Annotated in this window: 19 protein-coding genes; 13 read left to right on the top strand and 6 right to left on the bottom strand. The window is 65.6% G+C overall.

Annotated elements, in window-relative coordinates; all coding sequences use genetic code 11:
- Position 1: 1 nt before the first annotated feature.
- Positions 2-202: a hypothetical protein gene (locus IEY26_RS14010; protein ID WP_188980023.1), complete on the bottom strand. Its 201-nt coding sequence runs from the start codon at positions 200-202 to the stop codon at positions 2-4.
- Positions 203-259: 57 nt separating this feature from the next.
- The gene (locus IEY26_RS14005; RefSeq protein WP_188980021.1) at positions 260-2,167 is read right to left on the bottom strand and encodes a beta-CASP ribonuclease aCPSF1; all 1,908 of its coding nucleotides are present in this window, start codon (positions 2,165-2,167) and stop codon (positions 260-262) included.
- Between the two features lie 376 nt (positions 2,168-2,543).
- On the opposite strand from IEY26_RS14005, the gene IEY26_RS14000 reads away from it, so the two are divergent.
- The 5 genes from IEY26_RS14000 to IEY26_RS13980 all read left to right on the top strand — a co-directional run bounded on the left by IEY26_RS14000 (position 2,544) and on the right by IEY26_RS13980 (position 7,868).
- Entirely contained in the window at positions 2,544-2,687 is a 144-nt protein-coding gene (locus IEY26_RS14000; protein WP_188980019.1) for a hypothetical protein, read from the top strand.
- Between the two features lie 613 nt (positions 2,688-3,300).
- Entirely contained in the window at positions 3,301-4,857 is a 1,557-nt protein-coding gene (locus IEY26_RS13995; protein ID WP_188980017.1) for an MDR family MFS transporter, read from the top strand.
- Between the two features lie 12 nt (positions 4,858-4,869).
- Positions 4,870-6,525, top strand: a complete 1,656-nt coding sequence (locus IEY26_RS13990) for a COG1361 S-layer family protein (RefSeq protein ID WP_188980015.1) — start codon at positions 4,870-4,872, stop codon at positions 6,523-6,525.
- Positions 6,526-6,747: 222 nt separating this feature from the next.
- Positions 6,748-7,353, top strand: a complete 606-nt coding sequence (locus IEY26_RS13985) for a TetR/AcrR family transcriptional regulator (RefSeq protein ID WP_188980013.1) — start codon at positions 6,748-6,750, stop codon at positions 7,351-7,353.
- A gap of 98 nt (positions 7,354-7,451) precedes the next feature.
- Positions 7,452-7,868, top strand: coding sequence for a DUF5518 domain-containing protein (locus IEY26_RS13980; RefSeq protein WP_188980012.1), 417 nt, complete (start codon positions 7,452-7,454; stop codon positions 7,866-7,868).
- Here the strand turns inward: IEY26_RS13980 and IEY26_RS17510 are convergent, their stop codons facing one another.
- The gene (locus tag IEY26_RS17510) at positions 7,869-8,801 is read right to left on the bottom strand and encodes a hypothetical protein (RefSeq protein ID WP_229774146.1); all 933 of its coding nucleotides are present in this window, start codon (positions 8,799-8,801) and stop codon (positions 7,869-7,871) included.
- 111 nt (positions 8,802-8,912) lie between these two features.
- Here IEY26_RS17510 and IEY26_RS13970 point away from each other — a divergent pair, with 111 nt between their 5' ends.
- The 7 genes from IEY26_RS13970 (at position 8,913) to IEY26_RS13940 (ending at position 13,978) form a co-directional block, all read left to right on the top strand.
- Positions 8,913-9,095 (top strand): HVO_2922 family protein, encoded by a 183-nt coding sequence (locus tag IEY26_RS13970; protein WP_188980011.1) that lies wholly within the window; start codon positions 8,913-8,915, stop codon positions 9,093-9,095.
- A gap of 198 nt (positions 9,096-9,293) precedes the next feature.
- Positions 9,294-10,649, top strand: coding sequence for a sodium:calcium antiporter (locus IEY26_RS13965; RefSeq protein WP_188980010.1), 1,356 nt, complete (start codon positions 9,294-9,296; stop codon positions 10,647-10,649).
- A gap of 187 nt (positions 10,650-10,836) precedes the next feature.
- On the top strand, positions 10,837-11,004 hold the full coding sequence (locus IEY26_RS13960; protein WP_188980009.1) for a DUF1931 domain-containing protein: 168 nt from the start codon (positions 10,837-10,839) through the stop codon (positions 11,002-11,004).
- A 138-nt stretch (positions 11,005-11,142) separates the two neighbouring features.
- Positions 11,143-11,742: a hypothetical protein gene (locus tag IEY26_RS13955; RefSeq protein ID WP_188980008.1), complete on the top strand. Its 600-nt coding sequence runs from the start codon at positions 11,143-11,145 to the stop codon at positions 11,740-11,742.
- 126 nt (positions 11,743-11,868) lie between these two features.
- The gene (locus tag IEY26_RS13950) at positions 11,869-12,261 is read left to right on the top strand and encodes an ArsR/SmtB family transcription factor (protein ID WP_188980007.1); all 393 of its coding nucleotides are present in this window, start codon (positions 11,869-11,871) and stop codon (positions 12,259-12,261) included.
- 55 nt (positions 12,262-12,316) lie between these two features.
- Entirely contained in the window at positions 12,317-13,369 is a 1,053-nt protein-coding gene (arsB, locus tag IEY26_RS13945) for an ACR3 family arsenite efflux transporter (RefSeq protein ID WP_188980006.1), read from the top strand.
- Positions 13,370-13,549: 180 nt separating this feature from the next.
- Positions 13,550-13,978 (top strand): arsenate-mycothiol transferase ArsC, encoded by a 429-nt coding sequence (locus tag IEY26_RS13940; protein ID WP_188980004.1) that lies wholly within the window; start codon positions 13,550-13,552, stop codon positions 13,976-13,978.
- Positions 13,979-14,090: 112 nt separating this feature from the next.
- Here the strand turns inward: IEY26_RS13940 and IEY26_RS13935 are convergent, their stop codons facing one another.
- Positions 14,091-14,270, bottom strand: a complete 180-nt coding sequence (locus IEY26_RS13935) for a PLDc N-terminal domain-containing protein (RefSeq protein WP_188980002.1) — start codon at positions 14,268-14,270, stop codon at positions 14,091-14,093.
- Positions 14,271-14,399: 129 nt separating this feature from the next.
- On the opposite strand from IEY26_RS13935, the gene IEY26_RS13930 reads away from it, so the two are divergent.
- A complete protein-coding gene (locus tag IEY26_RS13930) occupies positions 14,400-15,194 on the top strand; it encodes a DUF7847 domain-containing protein (RefSeq protein WP_229774145.1) in 795 nt (264 codons plus the stop codon).
- Between the two features lie 223 nt (positions 15,195-15,417).
- Here IEY26_RS13930 and IEY26_RS13925 read toward each other — a convergent pair whose 3' ends face one another.
- Both IEY26_RS13925 and IEY26_RS13920 read right to left on the bottom strand, forming a co-directional pair.
- The gene (locus IEY26_RS13925; protein ID WP_188980000.1) at positions 15,418-15,861 is read right to left on the bottom strand and encodes a hypothetical protein; all 444 of its coding nucleotides are present in this window, start codon (positions 15,859-15,861) and stop codon (positions 15,418-15,420) included.
- 4 nt (positions 15,862-15,865) lie between these two features.
- Positions 15,866-16,384, bottom strand: coding sequence for a DUF7342 family protein (locus IEY26_RS13920; RefSeq protein WP_188979998.1), 519 nt, complete (start codon positions 16,382-16,384; stop codon positions 15,866-15,868).
- Between the last annotated feature and the right edge of the window lie 241 nt (positions 16,385-16,625).

The following is a 16,625-nucleotide window of genomic DNA, read 5'->3' as shown; positions in this document are numbered from 1 at the left end:
GCTAGAGCTTCCCGGCTCGCCGAAGCTCGGCTTTTTCCGCTTCGGTGAGCACGACGCCGCCGCACTCCGGGCAGGTGACTGCGTCGAACACGCCCGGGTCGAGCGGCGCGTCGCGCCCCGCGAACGAGCAGTGCGGGCAGTCGACGCCGACGGCTTTCCCCCCGAGAAAGACCACGCGCTCACGGATTCCGTCGAGAGCCATACGCGAAAATCGGGGGTCGCGCGCGGAAAACGTTCGGTTCGCCGAACCCGTCACCCGCTAGTCGAGGCGGAAGGTCTCGGTGTTCTTCGGGGCGTGCGTCCGGACGTTGAACTCCTGGTAGAGCGCCGAGGAGAACTGGTCGGTGGCGTCCTCGTCGCCGTGAACGCACAGGATCTTCTCCGGGCGCGGATGCATCGTCTCGACGAACCCCATCAGGCCGCCGCGGTCGGCGTGCCCGGAGAACCCGCTGACGGACTCGACGTCGAACCGCAGCGTCAACTGCTTGGTGCGGCTGCCGCGGTCGCTGAACGGGATCTCTCGTCGCCCGCTCTGAATGCTCCGCCCGAGCGTCCCCTGCGCCTGGTAGCCGACGAAGATCATCGTGTTCTCCGGGTCGCCGCCGAGGAGTTCCAGCCACCCCATGATGGGGCCGCCGGTGACCATCCCGGACGTGGAGAGGATGACGCAGGGGTCGTCGCCCGCGATGTCCTCGCGCATCTCCCGCCCGCCGTCGACCTGCTGGAACTGGTCGGCGAGGAAGGGGTTCTCGTCCTCGTGGAGGATGCGGTCTCGGAGACCGTCACGGAGGAACTCTGGATACGCCGTGTGAATCGCCGTCGCCTCCCGAATCATCCCGTCGAGGTAGATGGGCATCGTCGGAATCTCCCCCTCCCGCATCGCCTCCTCCAGGACGAGCATGAGCTCCTGACTGCGGCCGACGGCGAACGCGGGGATGACGACCTGCCCGCCCTCGTCGTGCGTCTCTTGGATGAGGTCGAGGAGTTTCTCTTCGGACTCCTCCTGGTCGGTCTGGTGGTCGTTCCGCTTCCCGTACGTGGACTCCATGACGAGCGTCTCGGCGCGCGGGAAGTCGTTCACCGCGCCGTTGAAGAGGCGGGTGTCCTCGTAGTGGATGTCGCCGCTGAAGACGACGTTGTGGAAGCCGTCGCCGACGTGGAAGTGACACACCGCGCTCCCGAGGATGTGCCCGGCGTTGTGGAACGTGAGTTTCACGTCGGGCGCGATGTCCGTCACGTCGCCGTAGTCGAGCGGAATCGTGTGCTTGAGCTCCTCTCTGACCATCTCGGACTCGTAGGGCGGCGTCCGCCCCTCCTTCGAGGCGACGTCGAGGTAGTCGAGCTGGAGGAGGCCCATCAGGTCGCGCGTCGCCTGCGTCGTGTAGACGGGGCCGTCGTAGCCGTACTTGAAGAGGAGCGGGAGGAGCGCGGAGTGGTCGAGGTGCGCGTGCGTGAGCACGACCGCGTCGAGGTTCGCGATCGGGTTCGCCTCCTCCAACTGGAGGTAGGGGACTTCGCCCTCCGCGCCGGGTTTGTCGCCGCAGTCGACGAGAATGCGGGACTCGGGCGTGTTGAGGATGAAGCTCGCGCGCCCGACTTCGCGACAGCAGCCGAGCGTCGTGATTCGGACGTAGTCCGTCTCGTGCATCGGCTCGCGGTGAATCTGCTCGCCCGTCCGCTCGAGGAACTCCCGGCGCTCGTCGCGGTTCTCCAAGAGGAACTTCCGGACGTTGTCGACCGTCGAGGACTCCATCGGCGGCGTCCGCAGCACCTCCGGCGTCCACCCGACCTCCTGCTGGATGTCGCGCAGCGTGCTCGCGTGCCGCCCGATAACGAGTCCGGGTTTCTCCGCCTCGATGAGCACTTCCCCGGTCTCCGGGTAGAACTGGAGGTTCGTGATGCCCGCGTCCTCCGGAATCATCTCCACGATCTTCGGCTTCGCCTCCGCCGGACTCGCCTGCGCGCCCTCCGCCGGACGCACCGTGATGCGCTTTCTCACTGTTCCGGCGAGCTCGCCGATGAGCCCGCTCCGCGCCGCGAACTTCTCCGGCGTGCTGCTGTAGATGATGAGCTCCGGGCCCTCGAAGGTCACCCTGGAGATGTCGATGTCGTCGGGAGTCTCAGCCTCAATGTCGGCTCGAACGCGTTCGAGTGGGGTCGTACTCATGAGTTACACTGCCCGAACCCGCCACACCGGGAGGTCGAACGCTCCCCGGTGTCGAGAGGTCGGGACGATAAGTCGATAGCCGCGCGAGAGCGAACGCTCGAACGGTATCTTCGATGTATCGTACTGCGCTCTACCTATAAACGTTTTCGAAGCCCTCACGCCACCAACGCTCCCCGCCCGCGCGACTGACCCGGCAAAACCCGCTACTGAACCCCTCCTCGACGCCACCGTCGTCGACGACCCCGCCACGGTTTCCCTTCGAAACCGCGCCGAACGACGCGGGTCCCGTGTCTCGGTGCGTTACACCGATTCGCCGTTGCTTCACTCCCTGAGAACGCTGCGAACGACTTTATCCCGGACAAAACAACTCCCGCGCATGACGTCGGATAGCCCCGATGAACTGAGTGTCGAAGAACACCTCCGGCGCGCGCTCCGGAAGAACGACTCCGAGCCGGTCGAACGCCACATCCGCCAGGCCCTCCAGTACCGCCTCTACGACGACGAACTCACCGAGGGCTGAACGCGAAACGACCTCGCCAGCGCCGAGTCGTTCTCCGCCGCTCCCGTCTCTCTCCTCCTCGTCCCTTCTGGTGGCACGCCGCTCTCACAGCGCCGCGTCCCCGCGACGGCCACCCGAGGCGACCACACTACTAACCGAGCGGTAGAAAAATCCCGGAACGCGCACCGCCGTCCAGCGGGAGTGAACGGCTATCTCTCAGTGGAGAGTGTTCGGTGAAGAATCCCTTTGACCTATCGATGAGGCGTCTAACGGGGTCTGTGCGCGGATTCGGCGATCCTCACTCGAGATCACCGTTTCAAAAGCCATATGACTGATTGAACGTTCGTTAAAACCGTGGCACCACCAGATCAACACGCGCTCTCCACGCCGCCACGGCACTCCGGAGCGCCGCAGGCCCCACCTGAGACACCGGCCGGCTCCGACGCCGTCGCGTGGTGCGGACAGCGCAACGCACGAACGGACCGTACGACGCGGGCTCACGACCACTCACGGCCAGTAAACGGGGTGGAAAGCCCGCTGCGGGCCGCGTCACACGACCCGGTGCTCAGCCAGTAGGTCGTATGTATCGTCACACTCCCAGTCACCCACGGTTCACCGCCCGGACGTCGACGCCATGAGTGAGACACAGGACGACGGTATCGGACGCGAACGACTCGTCATCCTCATCGGCATCATGCTCGCCGTGCTGATGGCGGCGCTCGACCAGACCATCGTCTCCGCCGCGCTCCCGAAAATCCTCAACGAACTCGGCGCGGGCACGGACAAGATCACGTGGATCGTCACGTCCTACCTCATCACCATGGCGGCGACGATGCCGCTCTACGGCCGACTGAGCGACATGTACGGCCGGAAGGGACTCTTCGAGTTCGCGATCCTCGCGTTCCTCGTCGGCTCGGGGCTCTGCGGCGTCGCACAGGACGTCACGCAGCTCACGCTCTTCCGCGCGCTTCAGGGCATCGGCGGCGGCGGTCTCATCTCGCTCGCGATGACCATCATCGGCGACCTCTTCAGCCCGCGCGAACGCGGGAAGTACGTCAGCTTCCTCGTCATCCTGATGGGGCTCTCGAACGTCGGCGGCCCCCTCCTCGGCGGATGGCTCTCCGACCACTACACGTGGCGGCTCATCTTCCTCATCAACCTCCCCATCGGGCTCGCGTCGCTCGCGGTCATCGAGCCGACACTCGACCTCCCGATTCCCGACGAGGACCACACCATCGACGTGCTCGGCGTCTGTCTCCTCCTCGTCACGACCGTCGGCATCGTCTTCCTCTCCGAGTGGGGCGGCTCCGACTACGAGTGGCTCTCCTGGCAGATCCTCACGCTCGCGTTCGCCACGATAATGGCGATCGCGCTCTTCCTCTTCCAGGAGTACTCGGTCGACGAGCCGATTCTCCCCCTCCACCTCTTCCGAAACCCGGTGGTCGCGGGCTGTCTCGGCCTCAGCTTCACGGCCGGCGTCGGCCGCCTCCTCGTCATCTCCTACGTCCCGACGTTCCTCCAGTACACGCGCGGGGTGTCCGCGACCTACGCGGGCGTCCTGCTCGCGCCGATGATTCTCGGCATGACCGGCATGTCCTTCGTCATCGGCCAACTCCTCACCCGAACCGGCCGGTACAAGCCGTTCCCCGTCGTCGGGTCGGTGCTCGCCGGCGTCGGGTTCTTCTTCCTCTCCACCATCCACGGCGGGACGTCCTTCCGCGTGCTCGCCGGGTATCTCGCCATCACCGGCGCGGGCTTCGGGATGATCATGCCCGTGCTCACGACGGCCGCGCAGAACGCCGTCGGCCCCGCCGACCTCGGGTCGGTCACCACGACGCTCTCCTACCTCCGCTCGCTCGCGGGCGGCCTCGGCGTCGCCGTCTTCGGCTCTATCTACAGCAACGAACTCAGCAGTCGGATGGTCCGCATCACGGGGCGCGCACAGAGCCGCGGGTCGCTCGGCCCCGTCTCCCTGCACACGCCACAGGTCAGTCGCGTCCTCCGTGAGGAAGTCATCCGCGCCGTCTCGCTGAGCATGGACAAGATGTTTTATTCTGTCATTCCCGTCCTCGTCGTCGCCTTCCTCATCGCCATCCTCATCCCCGAGCTTCGGCTGTCCGAGCAGTCGAACGTCGAAGCGATGGAGGAGGACGGCTCCGAGAGCACCGGCACGCAACCGACCAGCGACTAACCACAACACGACATGAAACACACGAAAATCGCAACGACAGCGGTAATCGCACTGCTCCTCTTCAGCGCCGCGCCCGGTATCGTCGCGGCCGTCGAACACGTCTCCGGTGGACCGTCACTCACCGGCACGGCGACGAACAACGAGTTCGTTCCGGGCACCGAGGACACCATCAGCCTCTACATCCAGAACAACGGTGACCTCGACCGCGGTGGCCCGACCGCGTACGAACAACGCGTCCAGATCGCCCGCTCGGTGTCCCTCGACGTCGACGACAACGGGACGCCGATCGAGGTCCACACCGACCACTACCCCGCGGGGACCGTCCGCATGGGCTCGAACGGTCCGTACCCCATCGAGGTGACGGTACCTGAGGGGACGGAGCCCGGGACCTACCACCTCAAGGTCACCGCGCACTACGACCACACCTCCGACGTCTACTACCAGCAGGGCCGCGAGAACCTGCGCTACGAGAACGACGACAACGTGGAGACGTTCAACATTCCCGTCGTCGTCACCGACCGCGCGGCGTTCGAAGTCGTCGACACGCGGACGGACGTGAACGTCGCACAGCGCGGTGAGTATTCGGTCACGATGAAGAACACGGGCTCCGAAGTCGCGAAGAACGCGGTCGTGAAAGTCGCCTCGCAGTCGACGGACGTTTCCTTCGGCGCATCCGGTCAGACCGCGACGACCACGGTGAGTCGCTGGGAGCCGAACGAGACCAAGACGCTCACCTACAGCGCCGCGGTCGCCGATACGACCGGCGTCCACAACTACTCCGTGCCGGTCAGCGTCGAGTTCGACGACGCGGACGGCGTCACGCGCCAGTCGAACCGCCTCGTCTCGACGCTCCGACCGCAGCCGAAACAGACGTTCTCGATCCGGAACGTCGACGCCTCGCTCCGGATCGGCCGCAAGGACGGAACGCTCACCGGCACCGTCGTGAACGACGGCTCCGAGCGGGTCAGCAACGCGACGCTCGCCCTCTCGGCGAAGGGGACGGACGCGACGTTCGACCAGCAGCAGTACGCGCTGGGTGAACTCGATGCGGGCGAGTCCGTGCACTTCGCGTTCAACGGCGGGTCGATCCCGAAGACCGCGAACGTGAGCTCGCTCCCGCTCACCTTCACCGTCAACTACGACAACGACTACGGCGACCGCTACCCGAGCGACGGGCACACCGTCGCCGTCCCGGTCGCCCCGCACGAGAACCAGTTCGACATCACTGCGGTCGGCACGGTTCCGTCCGGCACACGCGGCGACACGCCGAAGGGCTCCGACTGGACGCCCCTCACCCTCCAAGTGACGAACAACGGCGAGGAGACGGTGCACAACATCCGGCCGAGCATCGTCTTCGAGACGCAGTACTTCCAGCGTCCCATCGAGAGCAACTACCGCACGAGCCACATCGAGACGCTCGCACCCGGTGAGACGAAGACCGTCACGTACGCCGTCAGCGCCTCCGCCACCTCCGGCGGGACGACCTACCCGCTGGACATGGTCGTCACGTACGAGGAGCCGAACGGCGTGACGCGCCAGACGATGGACTACACGGTCCCGATTCGCATCGCCGAGTCCGACTCACTCCCCCTCCTCCCCATCGGCGGTGGCGCGGTCATCCTCGCCGGCCTCCTCATCGGCGGCTTCATCTGGCTGCGCCGCGACTGAACCGCCTCTCACGCGTTCTCTTTCGTTTTTCTCTGCGTTCACCAGCCCCGCTTCAAACAGGAAGGCGACGGCGGTAGTCGCGGTGATGGAGGTCGTGTCGGCGATGCTCGCCGAACGACGTAGACAAAGGTCATATCCTTCCCGAATCCCTACTCCCAGTATGGTTCGGGTTTCGGAGCGAGCAGCGTTCGAGGCGCGCGGAGTCCGTCCTGTGGGGGGACGATGACGTCGACGCCTCCGTCGGCGGAGAAGTGGAGCGACGCCGAGGAGGAGATCATGCAGGCGACCTATCAGGCGCTCCTCTCCTACGGGTACGCGGACCTCTCGATGGCGCGTATCGCCGACGAACTCGATAAGTCGAAAGCGGCGACCTACTACTACTACGACTCGAAGGACGACTTGCTCGTCGCGCTCCTCGACTACACCATCGACCGGTTCGAACGCAGCATCGACACGGAGTTCGGCGACGACCCGAAGGCCGACCTCGATCACCTCGTCGAGAAACTCCTCCCGCTCCGCGAGGACGAGAAACCGCACCGGATCTTCACGGTGCTCGTCGTTCTCCGCGCACAAGCGGTCTCGAACGACGCGTTCCGCGAGCAGTTCACGCGCCTCGACGAGAAGATCGCCGCCACGATACGCGACATCATCCAACGCGGCGTCGACGACGGCGTCTTCCGCGACGTCGACACGACACGCGTCGCCGAACACGTCTTCGCCACCATCGCCGGCACCCGCTACGGCCGCGCGACAACCGACCGCGATGTCGTCGCCGAAACGCGCGTCTCTCTCGCCGCGTACGTCGACTCCGAACTCGTCCGCCGTTGAGCCCTTCTACGGTGAGACGCGGAGACGCCCTCTGACGCTCGTCCCTCCTCGACCGCTGGGTGAAGCTTTTCACGTCCGCTCCCGTCACCTCTCCTACTGTGGACCTGCGCACGCTCCGGGCGTTGAGCGACGACCCGTCGGTGAGAGCCGCAGCGCTCGGCGGGCTCTTCGGGTTCGCTCTCCAGACACACCGGATTCTGACCGCCGCGGAACGTACGTCCTACTCGCTCGGTGTCGTCTTCGCCGCGAGCTTTCTCGCCGGATTCCTCGCTCGTCGCCACGGCGGACGGAGTCGCTCCGCTGGCGTTGCTGCCGCAACGCTCGCCGTGCTACCCGCCGTCGCCTCGCTCTCGACCCCGACCGGGTACTTCACGCAAACCTACGGTGTCTCCGGCCTCGGGATGGCGGCCGCGACTGCCGTTCTCTTCCTCGGCTTCATCGGCTTCGTCGCAGCGGCGACCGGGACGCTCGGCGGCGACCTCGGCGGCTGGATCGAAAGCCGCTCGCCCGTCTGATCACTTCGCGTCGTCGACGTAGAGGCCGTACCGGTAGAGCCGGTTCTGGTACCAGAGGAGCCGGCCGTTCGTCGATTCGCGGCCGAGGTCGAGTGCGGTCAGGAGCTCGCCGAACCCGTCAGATAGCGCGGCGGTCTCACGGTACGTTCCCTCGGTAATCGCTTGCGTGAGGTCGTCTCGTGCGGCCGCGGAGAGGTCTGCTGGAGCGAGCGTCGTATCGATTCGGGAGGCGAACACGATGTCTCGGAAGCGGGTTCGAGAGTCGGTGAGAGCGAGGGCGAAGGCGGTGTAAGCGGTCTCAGCGAGTGATTCGCGGGTCACGTGCAGGCGGTAGGCCCACGGGCCGTCTTCGGTCAGCCTGACGACGCGACCGTCGACGTCGCCCGAGGCGAGTTCGCTGTCGAGTTCCGCGGGCCGTCGGAGGACGTAGGCGTCGCCGCGAAGGAGGTCGCCCGCCGTTCGCCCCCCGGACTGGCTGTGGCCGTGGAGGATTTTCACGACCCGCGCGCTCGGCCGGTTGAGCGAGTCGAGGGAGAGTGCATCGGCCGGGATTTCCTGCTCTGGAACCGGGTCAGCGCGAACGAGCGGGCGCTCGATACGCTCTCGCCCGGTGACGACGTGCTTCGTCTGATAGTACGTGCCGTCGTCTTCGACGTAGGCGTCGTCCGGAAGCGGCTGGTAGCCGTACGTCGTGTGCCGCCCGTCGGGGAGAATGGCGTCGAGCGCCGTGCGTTCCGGCTCGCCGAAGAGGGCGTCGTCGCCGGGTTCGTAGAGCGCGTGTTCGATTGGGGACCGGTCGACCGAGTCGGTGGAGAGCGTGTACGTCGTCTCCGGCTCAGACGCGTCGAGTGCGCTGTTCGCCGAACAACCGGCGAGCGCGGTGAGCGCCGTTGCGCCAGCGACCTGGAGGGCGTGACGCCGCGAGGCATCCATACGCCCAGATCTCTCGCCCGTCCACTTCGAAGCATCGCCTCGGCGACACGAGGACGCACGCCTCGTCGACGAGGGCGTAGTTGTAAGTCGGAGGCGGCCGACGTGTCGAATATGGCCACGTTCGAAGTGTTCGAGGATGCAGCGGGCGAGTGGCGGTGGCGACTCGTCGCGTCGAACGGGAAGATCATCGCGGATAGCGGCGAGGGCTATCAGTCGAAACAGGGCGTCGAGCGCGGTATCGAGAGCGTGAAGCGGAACGCGGGAGACGCCGACGTCGAGGTCGTCGACGACTGACACGCCGACTTCTCGACGGAATCACCGATACCCCCCGTACCGGTGGTTTTCGGCGATCCTGCGCGCTCTCGCCCGTGAAATTCGACGCAGGCCGCTAACGGGCGGATACGGGCTTCTGCGTCTTCTGCCGGTCGATTCCGGTCGGTTGGCCGGTATCTTGTGAGTTATCCGTGGGGCGCGCGGGGGTTCTGGTAGACGATGCGTTCTCGACTCCGCCACCCGTTGGTTCCGGTCGCCGTCACGCTACTGCTCACCGTGCCCTGGCTGTGGGTGTTCGGGACTTACGGCGGCTATGGAGCCGTTCATCCGGGTGAGAACATCACGCCGGCCGCGGCGGTCGCCGTCGCCGGGCTCAGTATTCTCGGGGCGGCGTTCATCCTCGCGTGGGCGGCGGAAACCGCGGAGAAAGACGTGCCGCAGGCGTTCGCGATTGCGGTGCTCGCGGTGCTCGCCGTCGCGCCCGAGTACGCCGTCGACGCCCTCTACGCGTGGGAGGCCGGACAGGGCTCGGCGCAGGCGGCGAACCTCGCCGTCGCGAACATGACGGGCGCGAACCGCATCCTCATCGGCCTCGGGTGGGCCGGTATCGCCCTGTTCAGCATCTATCGCGCCGCCCGAACCCACGACTCCGCAGTCGAACGACGCGAGGGATTCCTCGCGGACGCCGTCACTCTGGACCGCGGCATCTCCCTCGAAATCACCTTCTTACTCGCCGCCACGGCGTTCGCCTTCCTCGTCCCGCTCAGCGGCGGCATCGGCCCGCTCGACACCCTCGTTCTCGTCGGGCTCTACGTCCTCTACATCCTCGTCATCATTCGCGGCGACGTCGAGGAACCCGACGCCCACGGCAGCGTCCCCGCGTACTTCCAGGGCCTCCCGAAGCTCCCGCGTGCCGCCGTCGTGCTCGCCGGCTTCGTGTTCTCGGGCGCGGTCATCTTCACCGCCGTCCACCCGTTCGCCGAAGGCCTCGAACAGGTCGGCCTCCAGTACGGCGTCCCCGAGTTCTTCATGATTCAGTGGCTCGCCCCGCTCGCCTCCGAGAGCCCGGAACTCATCGTCGTCGCCTACCTCGTGAACAAGGCGCGCTCGACGGCGGGATTCAACGCGCTCATCTCCTCGAAACTCAACCAGTGGACGCTCCTTATCGGGACGCTCGCCGTCGTCTACTCCATCTCCCTCGGGAGCATCGGCACGCTCGCGTTCGACGCGAAACAGGCCGCCGAGATCTGGATCACGGCCGCTCAGAGCCTCTTCGCCATCGCGATTCTCGCGAACTTCTCCATCAGCGCCCGCGAAGCCCTCCTCCTCCTCGCGCTCTTCGCCTCTCAGGTCCTTGCCGAGTTCTCCCTCATCCAGACGTATCCCGAGGCGACGGCGACGGCGCTCAGCATCACCGTCCTCTACGCGTACACCGTCCTCTACCTCGTCCTCGCCGGTGTCCTCTTCGCGAAACGCCGACGGAGCGTCCAGCGCCTCCTCCGCCGAACCGGTCGGGATATTCGAGGCGCACTCACGAGCGGTGGGGAGCGCGGACGGCCCGAGCACGCGGACTAACCACTCGACGCCTCGCGGCCGAGCAATCGTGTACACACCCGGTCGTCTGTGGTCGCTTCTCCGCGCGCACTGCTCCTCACTCTCGCAGGTCGTTCCGGATTCGAGGCGCGCGAACCGCCATGGGCGGGCGGATTTCGGCCGACTCGGTAGTCAAGTATAAGTGACGAACGGGTGAACGACATCCCGTATGGCAAACCTCGTGGTCAAAGCCGCAGTCAAGGACGCACTGGAAGAGAAGAACGTCGCCGGCGACTTCTACGACGCGCTCGACGAGGAAGTCGAGGAACTCATCGAGGACGCCGCGGAACGCGCCGACGCCAACGGCCGCAAGACCGTCCAGGCCCGCGACCTCTAAGGCCGCGCGCTGGAAGCGTCTCCGAACTGATGCGCAACCAATCCGCTCGTTCTTCTGACTGGGCCAACGACGCTAACCACCCCGTCCATTTATCCGGGTGACATTAGTTGGTCCGCCCGTGATGAAGGGGGAGACCGCATGGCGTTAGCTGATGCACGACGCCCGTCGAACCGTCGCGAACGCTACCGGCTGATGGTGGACGCGGCCTCTCGGCCGTTCGCCGTCGGCGCAATCGCCGTCCCACTCCTACTCCCGGTTCTCGGGTATCTCTCCGGGGACTCTCGGGTGCTGTTCACGGTCCATCTGTTCCTCGGGGCGTTCTGGTTCGGGACCGCCGTGCTCGGCGCGGCCGTCCTCGGCCCCGTGATGGGGGGTCTCTCCGAGGAGGCGAACGCCGAGTTCGCCGGGGGCTTCGTCCCGAAGATGAACCTCCTCATGGAACCAGTCTCGGTCGGCGTCATCGCCTCCGGTATCGGCCTCGCGAGCATGATGGGGCTCTGGGCGGCCCCGTCGCTCTCACTGTGGGCCGCGCTCGTCCTCGCAATCGCGCTGCTCGTCCTCGGATTCGGCCCGCTCCACACCTTCACCGCCGGGATGTTCGACGAAATCGCCGCCGACGACACCGACCACGAGCGACTCGCCTCCCTCAACAAGAAGTACGGGATGCTGAGCCTGGTCGAACTCGTCCTCATGATCGCCGTCCTCGGCACGATGTCCGGCCTCCGCTGGGGCTTTTGAGCCCCTGTCGACGCCGTCGAATCACGTCTCTCTCGCTTTTTGCGCGGTGCGATCCGTTGCCAGCACCGTATCTGAACTCGCATTCAATTCGCAGAAGCTATGTGAATGAGGATTCAACTGCAGGTAATGGCGACGACTCCTGACCGCATTCGCCGTCTCCTCGCGGACCAACTAGGGGACTGCTGTGACTCCGACGTCGAGCAGCGCCTCGACGAACTGAACGACCTCGCCGACACAGCGTTCGCCGACGACGGTGCCCGTCCCGTCTTCGCTGTTCTCGGGAACGAGACGCGCTACCGCCTCGCCCGCGCCCTCTCAGTCGCCGGTAACGAGCTCTGCGTCTGCGAGCTCGAACCCCTCGTCGACGTCAGCGAGAGCGCCGTCAGTCACGCCCTCGCCGACCTCGTCGAGGCGGGTCTCGTCACCCGCCGCAAGGACGGCAACTGGCGGTACTACTCGACGACCCCGCTGACCGACGACCTCCTCGCGACCGCCGACGACCGGAGGGCGGACGCGTGATTCGCGTCGAACCGTCGGCCCGACTCACTCACGCCCACGACGGGAGGTGGCTCGCGTGAGCGACGACCTCGGCGTGCTCGACCGGTATCTGACGCTCTGGATCGGTCTCGCGATGGTGGTCGGCGTCGCGCTCGGTCGATTCGTCCCGGGCGTCGCCGACGCGCTGAACGCGATCACGTTCCACGGGACGAGTCTCCCCATCGCCCTCGGCCTCTTCGTGATGATCTTCCCGATCATGGCGGAGATCGACTACGAGCGCATCCCGCGCGTCACCCGCACGGCCCGAAAGGAAATCGGGCTGACCCTCGTCTTCAACTGGCTCATCGCCCCGTTCCTCATGTACGGGCTCGCCGTCTTCTTCCTCGGCGGCCACCCCGAGTTCGTCACCGGCCTCGTCATCGTCGGCATCGCGCCCTGCATCGCGATGGTACTCGTCTGGAACGAGCTCGCCGCCGGCAACCAGGAGATGTGTGCGGTCTGCGTCGGCGTCAACAGCCTCCTCCAGATCGCGCTCTTCGTCCCCTACGCGTTCTTCTTCCTCACCGTCCTCCGCGGCGGCGGCATCGACGTCTCGACGGTGTTGATCGCCCAGATGGTCTTCGTCTTCCTCGGCCTGCCGCTCCTCCTCGGCTACCTCACCCAACAAGTCGCGTTCCGCACCGTCGGCCGCGACACCTACTACGAGCGGTTCATCCCCCGCATCGGCCCGCTCGGCCTCCTCGGCCTCCTCTTCACGGTCGTCGTGATGTTCGCGCTCAAAGGCGACTACATCATCTCTAACCCCGGCCAGATCGTCCTCATCGCCATCCCCCTCCTCGTCTTCTTCGTCGTCCTCTGGGCCGCCGCCTACGGCGTCAGCGCGCTCCTCGGCTTCGACTACACCGAGAGCGTGAGCCTCGCCTTCACCGCCTCCTCGAACAACTTCGAGCTCGCCATCGCCGTCGCCGTCGCCGTCTTCGGCATCGGCAGCAACGTCGCCCTCGCCACCGTCGTCGGCCCCCTCATCGAAGTCCCCGTCATGCTCGCGCTCGTCCGCGTCGCCCTCGCGACCAAGACCCGGCTCTTCGACGCCGAAACGACCACCCCCACCTACACCACCACCGACTAACCATGCCCGAGAAAACCACCGTCGCTCTCGTCTGCGTGCAGAACTGGGCGAGACGAGTCTCGCTTGCTCTGCACGCTCGCTCGGAGGTCGCCCGATGACGACCACCGTCGCTCTCGTCTGCGTGCAGAACTGGGCGAGACGAGTCTCGCTTGCTCTGCACGCTCGCTCGGAGGTCGCCCGATGACGACCACCGTCGCTCTCGTCTGCGTGCAGAACGCTGGCCGCTCTCAGATGGCCTCCGCCTTCGCCGAACGCGAACGCACCGAGCGACACCTCGGAGACGAGGTCGAACTCGTCACTGGAGGGACCGACCCGGCGGATCACGTCCACCCGGAGGTCGTCGACGCCATGGCCGCCGTCGGCATCGACATCGCGAACCGAACGCCCCGCGAAGTGACGTTCGAGGAGATTCAGCGCAGCGACATCGTCATCACGATGGGCTGCTCGGCCGACGACGTCTGCCCCGCGGGCTGGGCGGGCGAGAACCGCGACTGGGACCTCGACGACCCCGACGGCCGATCAGTCGAAGAGGCCGCACGGATTCGAGACGAGGTCGAAGCGCTCGTCCGCGAGCTCTTCGACGAACTCGAAGCCACGACAGAGGCGTAGAAGAGGCGTCCCCCGTCGTGGCGACCTCGCCGAACGCGTTCGCACCCTCCTCGACGAGACCCAGCAGGCGATCACTGAGAGCGACTGAGACGCGCAGCCTCGACAGCGCTGGTCATCTGTTCCGACCGAGGAGGACGTAGAGGAGGAGGCCGAGCAGGGGGGCGAGGAAGACGACGAGCGCCCAGAGGAACGCGGGTTGCGTGCTGTTCTCGGCGGCGTCGCTGTACGTCCAGAGCGGGAGGACGACGACGAAGACGATGAAGAGGAGGATGATGATGAACTCTCCGGCCATACCTCGCTCGTGCCCGTCGGACGAATAAGTGCCTTCGGGAGACTCAAACAGCCGTTTCCGTCCGAAACGCGTGTTCCGTGGTACGGTCTCTCACTCACTGTTAAGTCGTGGTATCGTGTTGGCTCGATTATGACGGTCCTCCAAGCAATCCGTCGGTCGCCCAGCGCGCTCGCCCGCTCACCAGCCCTCTTCATCCCGATGAGTCTCCTCTTTCTCTTGCAGGCCCCACAGCTCGCCCTCCAGTCGACGAACCCGCTCGTCTCCTCGGTCTACTCGCTCGTCCTCTCACTCGCCTTCCTCGTCGTGATTCCCTTCGTCCAGGGAGGGATGATCGGGATGGCCCACGACTCCCTCAGCGGCTACCCGAGCAATCTCTCTCACTTCGTCGAGTACGGCAGGGATAACTACGTCTCCCTCCTCGTCGCCTACCTCATCATCCTCGCCGTGAACTTCGTCCTCGGGTTCGCCTTCGTCATTATCGGCGGCGTCGGCTTCGTCCTCGGGTTCGCGAGCACGAACACCATCGTCATCGCCATCGTCGCCGTCGTCGCCCTCCTCTTCCTCCTCATCTACCTCGTCTTCGCGTTCTTCATCCAGTTCTACGCGCAGGCAATCGTCGTCGACGGCCACGGCTCTGTCGACGGCCTCAAACACAGCTACCGCGTCGTCCGCGCCAACGTCCTCACCACCATCGGCTACATGGTGCTCGTCCTCGTCTTCGGCCTCCTCGTCGGAGCCATCTACGGCGCTGCCAGCCTCCTCCTCTCCCCCCAGGCTGCGGCCGGCATCGGCCTCCCCACGCTCTCCCTCCCCGCACTCGTCGCCGTCGCCCTCGTCCTCACCCTCTTCATGGGCGTCGCCAGCACCTTCTTCCTCGTCTTCTCCGTCGCCTTCTACGACGAACTCACGAGCACTCACGCCTAACACCCGATATTCAGATCCACGTCTCGACGTCGAACCAGCCAGAGCCAGTGTGATCAGGATGGTTTCGCGATCTCGTCGCCTTCGACGGAGGGGATGACGGGGGCCGCCTTCTCGCTTCCGCAGTTGAAACAGAAGTTGCCACGGAGTGAGTTGACGAGACGCTCCGCGTCTCGAACCACTAACGCCGAGACGGTTCACATCTCTCGATCACGAAACGATGCGTTCAGTGGTCTCTCTGTCGGTCTTCGAGCCGCTCGAGGATTTCCCAGAGGAGACGGATCGGCTGTAGGCTGCTGAACGCTATCTCCTCATAGACGTAGTCGTCATCGGGTGTCGAGCGTTCCTGATAGTGCGCCCGCCCTTCGACGTGCGGGTTGGGTTCGTAGTGCCAGCCGCAGTCGAATCCCGAGGAGTCGCTGTAGTGGAAGGCAAACTCCGGCTCAGAAGCAGCGGTTTCACCCGCGTACCACCGAATCGTGAGCGTTCCCTCGTCCGCGCTGCTCCCGAGAACAACCGGGTCGAGTGTCGCGACAACGCGGCTGAACTGGCCGGGCGGCTCGCCGCTGGCATGCTGGACGACAGGATGGCGTGTAACTGTGCGACGGAGTTCGAGCAGGACCGTGTGTGAGGCTTCACCGGGGTCGTAACCGCCGTCGAACGCGACCATCGCGTCAGGCGGGAGCGGGGGCACTCCCCGCGTAGTCGGAGTAGTGTTCGATGGCGTCCTCGACGAGCCGCCGCCGATACGCGACAATTTCCCAGTCGTTGGCGGTGTGTCGCAGCTCGCGCGTCTGCTCAGCAGTGTCCGTGCGTGCGGCTTGCTCGCGGAGGTCGTCGGGGCTGTCTACGTCGTACGTGGATTGCCAATCCTCGATCTGTTCCTGCAGGTCACTGCGTAGTTCGAGCAGGTCGTCGCGGTCGCGACTGTCGAGGAGATCCCGAAGCGCCTGCATGCGCGTGTAGAGCGGGTCAGGCGCGTAGCGGGTCGCGGTCTCCCCGCTACTGGTCTGGAGAACGTTCATCTCGACGAGACGCTGGAGATGGTCGCGGGCAGTGTTCCCCGCGACGTGGGCTTGCTCGGCTATCCAGTCCGCCGATCTCGGCTCGGAGACCGTGACGGCGATGGAGCGCACGCGGTCGAACGCGCTCTGGTGCTCCTTCCAGCGTTCAACTCCGGGAGCGTCGTTCATACAGGAGACTACCAGGTGTAATTTAATAATTCTATTGGTGGTGCAATTTGTTGTATAGTCCGGTGGTCACAGCGATTGACGCGAGAGCGTCAGACGAGCCCGCGATACCGAGCGATTAGACCCACCTAGCCTGTTCGTAGCTGCGGGTTCTCTACAGAGCCAGTCTGGCTGATATCCCTGAGTCAATGATCTGATGGCGAGCCGCCTTCCTACGGAACGTGTGTCCCATGGCGGTTCATGA

This window comes from Halocalculus aciditolerans (assembly GCF_014647475.1).
GTDB lineage: Archaea > Halobacteriota > Halobacteria > Halobacteriales > Halobacteriaceae > Halocalculus > Halocalculus aciditolerans.
The sequence above is the reverse complement of the archived record's forward strand: the minus strand, read 5'-3'. Positions and strand labels throughout refer to the sequence as shown.